At 41.0% G+C, this 7179-nt stretch carries 5 protein-coding genes; all 5 read right to left on the bottom strand.

Features of this window, described 5'->3' with window-relative positions:
- Positions 1-394 precede the first annotated feature (394 nt).
- Positions 395-997 (bottom strand): hypothetical protein, encoded by a 603-nt coding sequence (locus tag RMZ42_RS34500; RefSeq protein WP_322675661.1) that lies wholly within the window; start codon positions 995-997, stop codon positions 395-397.
- Between the two features lie 45 nt (positions 998-1042).
- Positions 1043-2068 (bottom strand): glucokinase, encoded by a 1026-nt coding sequence (locus RMZ42_RS34495; protein ID WP_322675660.1) that lies wholly within the window; start codon positions 2066-2068, stop codon positions 1043-1045.
- Between the two features lie 84 nt (positions 2069-2152).
- A complete protein-coding gene (locus tag RMZ42_RS34490; protein ID WP_322675659.1) occupies positions 2153-2800 on the bottom strand; it encodes a histidine phosphatase family protein in 648 nt (215 codons plus the stop codon).
- Positions 2801-2965: 165 nt separating this feature from the next.
- Positions 2966-3313, bottom strand: a complete 348-nt coding sequence (locus tag RMZ42_RS34485) for a DUF1493 family protein (RefSeq protein ID WP_322675658.1) — start codon at positions 3311-3313, stop codon at positions 2966-2968.
- 376 nt (positions 3314-3689) lie between these two features.
- Positions 3690-6950, bottom strand: coding sequence for a WD40 repeat domain-containing protein (locus RMZ42_RS34480; RefSeq protein WP_322675657.1), 3261 nt, complete (start codon positions 6948-6950; stop codon positions 3690-3692).
- Positions 6951-7179 lie beyond the last annotated feature (229 nt).

Raw genomic sequence — 7179 nt, 5'->3', positions numbered from 1 at the left:
CTACATTTGTGATGACCCGTAGCCAAAAATGGATAAAGTCGAGCTTAGAGGATGTTTGAAAAGTTTTCTTCTCGGTAACAAAACGTTCTAGATCCCCCTAAATCCCCCGATAAATTGGGGGACTTTGATTCCGGTTCCCCCCTTAAAAAGGGGGGCTAGGGGGGATCAAGCTTTCAAGTTTTCAGTGCGTAAGTCCTGCTAAGGCAATAATAAGGTGGCTTCAATTTCCTGCTTGGTAGCAGCCGTTACTTCACAATTGCTATGCACTCTTTGAGACGCTGCACGAACGTAGGAGAGGGGCTGAGGGAGAGGTCAAAATAGCACTCGTCGAACTCACGTTATATTAGCCCTGCAATTAATTACAAGGCTAATATAGTAGAAGTTGTTAGTTATTTCACTTTTTTAAAACCACATTGAAAGAATTTAAATAGCCATTAATAGTTTTAGCTAATGTCTTCTGCTGTTTTTTGGTAGTGATTGCCATTACTTGATATAGTCTTCCTTCGGCAACATACATTCTACTTATAGTAATTTTCCCTCCAGAATTGATGTACTGAATTTCTTTGCCGGGATGATTATTGTAACTGCGAATGTTTCGTTGACTAATTAAATTACTTTTCGTAGTCTTTAAAGCCATATCCCGTGCATTATTAAGTACAGCTTGAGGATCGGCCATTTCACCGTAACTATAAGGAAAATCATTGTAAGCAACTATGTATGCTACTTGCTGTTTTGGTGGTTGAGCAATAAATATTTCTAAAGTAATTTCCCCCATGTAAGTTTTTTGGGATTCGGTATTTCTATTGGGGTTTCCCGGCATCAAAATTGTAAAACGTCCATCTGGAGCAGTGTATAACTTCCATTGTGGCTGCACGGGTTGAGAAACCTTTGGTTTGACAACAGCTACCGGAGATTTGGGTTGACGCGCTTCCACAAGAACAGAGCCACCACAAACAATGGTGGCGGCTATTAGTGGCAACAGACTTTTAACTGTCATATTTTTTGCCCTTTGAGATAGCGATCTCACTGATGATGCCAGCTGTTATAACCTAGCAGCACATAAAGCAGCACCAATTAGGCCGACTTGCGAGTTGAGGATAATATACACCGGGATCTCTTCGAGGAGGCGGCGCATCCTGCCTTTTTGGGTGAAATTTAATAAGAAACCGCTGTTTTGAATTAAAGGCAGAATTTTGGGCGCAATTCCACCAGCGATGTATAAGCCACCGTAAGGTAGAAGTTTCAGGGCGAGATTACCGGCTTCTGCACCGTAAGCTTCTACAAATAATTGCAAAGTTTGTTCCGAGAGGCGATCGCGTTTTTCTAGTGCAGCTGTACCAATGACAGCACCAGGATCGACACTTTTCTCTTCTTGTCCGGCTTCTTGTTCCCAAGTTCTAACGATTTGGGCAATATCTGGTGATTCTGTGGCAAATTTGCGATCGCGCAGAAATTGGTAAATTGCCACAATTCCCATTCCAGAAACCACGCGTTCCACAGAAACGCGCTGGATATCATGTTTACCTAGCAGGTATTTCAACAGTTGAAACTCGATCTCGTTCCGAGGAGCAAAGTCAGCGTGTCCACCTTCTGAAGAAAAAACTTGATAGTGGTTCCCCTGCTTAATTAAAAATCCTTGCCCTAAGCCAGTACCAGCACCAATAATTCCAATGGGGGTTTCGGGTTGAGGTTTGCCAACTTGTAACGTCAGCAAGTCTTCTTTTTGTAAACCTGAAATGCCATAGCCAACGGCGGCGAAGTCATTAATCAAAGAAATATGCGGGATACCCAATTCTTCTTGTAGACGTTCGGTATCCAGGAACCAAGCTAAATTGGTCAGTTTAGCAGTATTTTTGACAATGGGGCCGGCGATCGCAAAACAAGCCTTTTCTGGTGTGGGTGTATTAGCTTTGACCAAAAAATCCTGCACAATTGGTACTAAATCAGGAAAATCGGCACTGTGGTAACTTTCCTGATAAATAGTATGTAAAGCTGGTGAGTCTGATTTTTCAACCAATTGCAGAATAGTTTTCGTACCGCCGATGTCTCCTGCTAGTAATAAAGTCATAGAACTTATTCGGGGATTAATTACTTTATTTGTGGGATATACCCAACCTACCAGAAGCTATGAACACAAATATCTATCAGAGGTTTAGGCAAATCGAATCACTTCTTCTATGTGGGTTAAATGGGAAGTATCTCCCTTTAGTTCCAATAACCATTCTGGATCTTCGCGTACCACTTTTACCAACGAACATAAAGAAGCTTTAACTTCTGTTTTGGCAATTTCCCCCACTAGTCCCATTGCTCCGCCCAATACAGATGCACCATGTGCGACTAGCAAGATATCCTCTGGAAAGAACTCAGTAGCTAAACATCTGGCAGTTTGCCCAGAACGTTCTCGCACTTTTTCATGAGTTTCAGGATATTTGGCGGCGATGCGCGAAGTATAGCTGGTGTCAATTCTGGGGAATAATTTTGCTAATGCTGGAGTTGAGAGTCTTTCGGGTTCTTCTGTCATCCAAACTGGATTTAGCCATTCACTCAAGCCTGTTTCGAGTTTAATCGGCAAGTCGAGCATTTCTGCAACTGCATTTGCCGTTTGTACGGTTCGCAGAAAAGGAGAAGCGAAAATATGGCCAATATTTTCTCCTTTTAATCGTTTAGCTAACTGCTGTGCCTGCACCATACCATCATTAGACAAGGGTGGATCGTAGCGTCGTTCAGCGGTAAGAAACCAATCGGGGTTTACGAAGTCGAGGCGGTTAGCGTGTCTTGCTATCCAGACTATTTGACTCATGGGTTTAATTATTCCGATGAATAGAATTCGCCGCTAAACAAATATATAGATATCTGCAAGGACGGCTGCAAATATTAATATAGGACAAAAATCGTAATAATATTTAATAATACTAATGATTAGGAAAACTTATCAGTATAAACTAGTTAAGATTGTGTAATGAACTCAAATGTAAATATCAGATTGGGACAGTTCAAACCAAACTCCACACTCAATAACTGATAGTAGATGGCTGACGGTAATTGTTTTGAGTGTGCCGTAACGTTTGCGATAGTAACACTCAAAAAGTAAAGAAAATAAATGTGGTTCTTCATAGAAGTATCGGTAAAAAACAAACCCCTGCCAATCTATACCAAACTGTTCAGTGATTTTAGAAAATAGTTCATCAACATCATCACCATCTATTTTGAGGTCTTCCCGAAGCCGTATATTAAGAGTAATATCTTTTGTTTGTACACCTAGTTCATTAGAAATAATTGCTGCAAGTTGGTTAAATCTATCTGTAAATGACATAAGCTTTTTAGGTGACAAACTCCAGTAGCAAGAATTTTATCAACAAGGAAATTGTTACCAGGTAAATACTGGTCAAGTATCTATAAACTAGTAGCAAGATAGGGTTATTGTAGCCATCCAATTTTTGCAATCATCAGATTTAGTCGCAGATATTTTAACTCGTGAAATTATGCCAGCGCTACTAACTGTTTATTTTCATCCAAGCTTTAGATGACTTAATTTTAGTCTTGCAAATGTTGGGTTTTGTTCCTCAACCCAACCTACTATTACGGCAAACTTAATTTATTGGATTGAGTAATTCTGTTAATGATTGGACTTTAGTTTCCGTAAGTTTTTGAAACCCAATATTTTAAACTTGCGGTGCAAGTAGGACGAGTTATTGGTTCTCTGTGGGTACTGATTGCCAAGCAAGGCGATGTTTCCAATGCGATGTAAAATTAAGTTGAACTGCTTGCTTAAAGTCCTCCAAAGCTGCTGAAAACGCTTTCTCTTTCTGCTCACCTTGGTTGTTCAACTGTTTAGGGCATTGTGGATTCCATACATATTTTTGACAAGTTTGGTGGGCAATTTCTACATCACTGCCATTTTCAGGATTTTGAAAGACAGGATGATAATGTAACCTGTTGCAACAAACTTGCAACCACTCTTGCCACCCACAGCGCCACAAGCGCACTGTTGCATCAAGACTACCACTGACAATCAGTTTACCATCAGGGCTAAAAGCTACGGAATTTACCCAATACTCATGCCCGCGCCAAGGTTGACCGATAGGATTGCCGTCAATATCCCACAAGCGTACTGTAGAATCATTGCTGGCACTGATAATAAACTTGGCATCTGGGCTAAAGGCAACAGAATTCACTTCTTTTTCATGTCCGCGCCAAGGCTGACCGATAGGATTGCCGTCAATATCCCACAAGCGTACTGTAAAATCATTGCTGGCACTGATAATAAACTTGCCATCAGGGCTAAAGGCGACAGAATTCACTTCTTTTTCATGTCCGCGCCAAGGTTCACCAATGGGGTTGCCCTCCATATCCCACAAGCGCACTGTAGAATCATTGCTGGCACTGATAATAAACTTGCCATCTGGGCTAAAGGCAACAGAATTCACTTCTTTTTCATGTCCGCGCCAAGGTTCACCAATGGGGTTGCCCTCCATATCCCACAAGCGCACTGTAGAATCATTGCTGGCACTGATAATAAACTTGCCATCTGGGCTAAAGGCAACAGAATTCACTTCTTTTTCATGTCCGCGCCAAGGTTCACCAACAGGATTGCCGTTCATATCCCACAAGCGTACTGTAAAATCATTGCTGGCACTGACAATCCAATTGCCATCTGGGCTAAAGGCGACAGAATTCGCTTCTTTTTCATGTCCACGCCAAGGTTCACCAATAGGATTGCCGTTCATATCCCACAAGCGCACTGTAGTATCATTGCTGGCACTGATAATAAACTTGCCATCTGGGCTAAAGGCGACAGAATTGACCCAATTCTCATATTTGCGCTGCGATCGCCCGATAACTCGATCTTGTAATATTTGATCTAGCTCCCACAAACGCACAGTTTTATCGCCACCACTGATAATCAGCTTGCCATCGGGACTAAAGGCTAGGGAATTAACCTGTCCTTCATGTCCGCGCAAAGGTTGAGTCATGGAGTTGCCATTAATATTCCACAAACGTATTGTGCGATCGCAACTACCACTAACAATAAACTTGCCATCAGGGCTAAACGCTACAGAATTTACACTTCCTTCATGTCCGCGCCAAGGTTGACCGATGGGATTACCTTGAATATCCCATAACCGTACTGTAGAATCACTACTGCCACTAATAATAAACTTGCGATCGGGGCTAAAGGCGGCGCAAATAATTTTTGCCTCATGTTTGTGCCAGGGTTGAGTAATGGCGTTACCTTGTAAATCCCACAAACAAACCGTTCCGTCAAAACCAACACCGATCATGCGTACCCCGGAGGGGTTGGCGCAGCCATCGCCATTTGGGTTAAAGGTGACGGAAATAACTCCTTCCTTGTGTCCGCACCAAGGTTGAGTAATGGCATTACCTTGTAAATCCCACAAACACACCGTTCCGTCAAAACCAACACTGACAATAGAATCGCCATTTGGGTTAAAGGTGACGGAAATAACTCCTTCCTCATGTCCCTGCCAGGGTTGAATAATGAGATTACCTTGTAGATCCCATAAACACAAAATTCCGTCAATACTGCCACTAACAATAAATTTGCTATCAGGACTAAAGGCTAGACAATTAACCTCTTGCTCGTGTCCCAACAAAAATTCGGCAGTGGGATTGCTAATGATATTCCATAAGCATACAGTAGAATCACTACTGCCAGTGGCAATAAACTTGCCATCAGGACTAAAAGCTACGCAATTCACCTCTTGCTCGTGTCCGCGCAAGTTATTTGCCTCTGTGGGTGTGTTCATTGCTTCCTTTAAGCTTCCCAAAACAGAAGCTAGAAGCTGGTTTGGGTATTTCTCTAGATTCTCACCCATTGTTTGAATTGCCAGCAGCAAACCCTCTAGCGGTTGGACGGGAAGTAAATTCAAAACCCTGGCGGATTGCTCGCGCAGTTTTAATTCAGTCAGTGCAAGGTTTAACTTTTGAATCTCTTCTTCCTTTTCTCTCGAATGGCGATCGTGCCATCCAACATTAGCATTAATAAATCGATTAGCTTGTTGGCTGAAATAACCAAACGTTTGCTCTTTTAATTCTTGATAAGTCTTTATCTTCAGAACCCCGTTTGCAATATCTTCTCTTTCCCACAATACATTCAGGGTGTATGCCAGAAGTGGTAAATAATCATTTTGTTGGTGAAAATCATGAATAATTTGCTCAACTAGTCCTTGTTCAAAGGTAACGCCAATTCTAGCAGCAGGTTCAGCGATCGCTAACTTTAATTCGCGATCGCTCATTCTAGTGAGTATACAACTATAGCGATCGTGAATCTTTGCAAGTTGGGGATACTCACTAAATCTATCCAAAAAATCAGACCGCATTGTTAAAATAATTTTGACAGAGCTATCCTGCTGCTGGAACAATTGAAAGAGACTATCAACAAATTTATCCCGTTCTGGCTTTTGAGTTTTCGTAAAAAGTTCTTCAAATTGGTCAATAAAAATCAGAACGCACTGATAATCTTGTTTGAGTAATGTAACAATTTTAATTAGAGTATTTTCTCTTATTTCTCTAGCAATATCCGCTAGTGGCGATTTTTTTCCATAAGTAAAAGCAAGACACTGATAAAGAGATTTAAAAGGATTCTCATCTGGGTGAAAACTTATATTAATTAATGAATTGTTATTATTTCCTAAATAAGGAATTAAACCTGCCCGAATCAATGATGATTTGCCATTGTCTGATGCTCCTAAAAGCAAGAGAACATTATTTTGGTTTAAGCGATCGCCCAGATTAGCAATCCACTTTTCCCGACCAAAAAATTTATCTTTATCTTTAATTTCAAAAGTTTTTAGTCCTAAGTAGGGAGAGTCTATTTTAAGCGGACGATAATGAATGTCCTCAAAATTACTGTCAGAAAAAAAGTCGTATTCAGAAATACCTTGGACATTACACCCAATATTTATATCGCTTTCAGAACTGTTAACCATTTATATCTCCTTACCTTTGGACACCTCTGGCTAAATCTTTACCTCAGTTATAGTTCCTTTGCTAATCTTTTTAAGTAACTCAACAAAATTAATTACACATTCTCTTGTAAAGCTTTCCCTGTCACCGCCCTATAGAATCAAAAGTCGAATTACCCCCCTTAATCCCCCCTTGTAAAGGCAGGGCTGTTTCATTCCCTAAGACTGGTAAAATTGCAAGTGTTGAGGGGAT

Origin of the sequence: Nostoc sp. DedQUE05, assembly GCF_034530955.1 — a bacterium.
Classification (GTDB): Bacteria; Cyanobacteriota; Cyanobacteriia; order Cyanobacteriales; family Nostocaceae; genus Nostoc.
Note: the sequence above shows the minus strand (reverse complement) of the source record. Positions and strands in the feature narration are given on the sequence as shown.

Excerpts from the sequence above, each read along its gene's own strand:
- RMZ42_RS34485 (WP_322675658.1), bottom strand. The coding sequence starts at position 3,313 with ATGTCATTTACAGATAGATTTAACCAACTTGCAGCAATTATTTCTAAT.
- RMZ42_RS34480 (WP_322675657.1), bottom strand. The coding sequence starts at position 6,950 with ATGGTTAACAGTTCTGAAAGCGATATAAATATTGGGTGTAATGTCCAA.
- RMZ42_RS34500 (WP_322675661.1), bottom strand. The coding sequence starts at position 997 with ATGACAGTTAAAAGTCTGTTGCCACTAATAGCCGCCACCATTGTTTGT.
- RMZ42_RS34495 (WP_322675660.1), bottom strand. The coding sequence starts at position 2,068 with ATGACTTTATTACTAGCAGGAGACATCGGCGGTACGAAAACTATTCTG.
- RMZ42_RS34490 (WP_322675659.1), bottom strand. The coding sequence starts at position 2,800 with ATGAGTCAAATAGTCTGGATAGCAAGACACGCTAACCGCCTCGACTTC.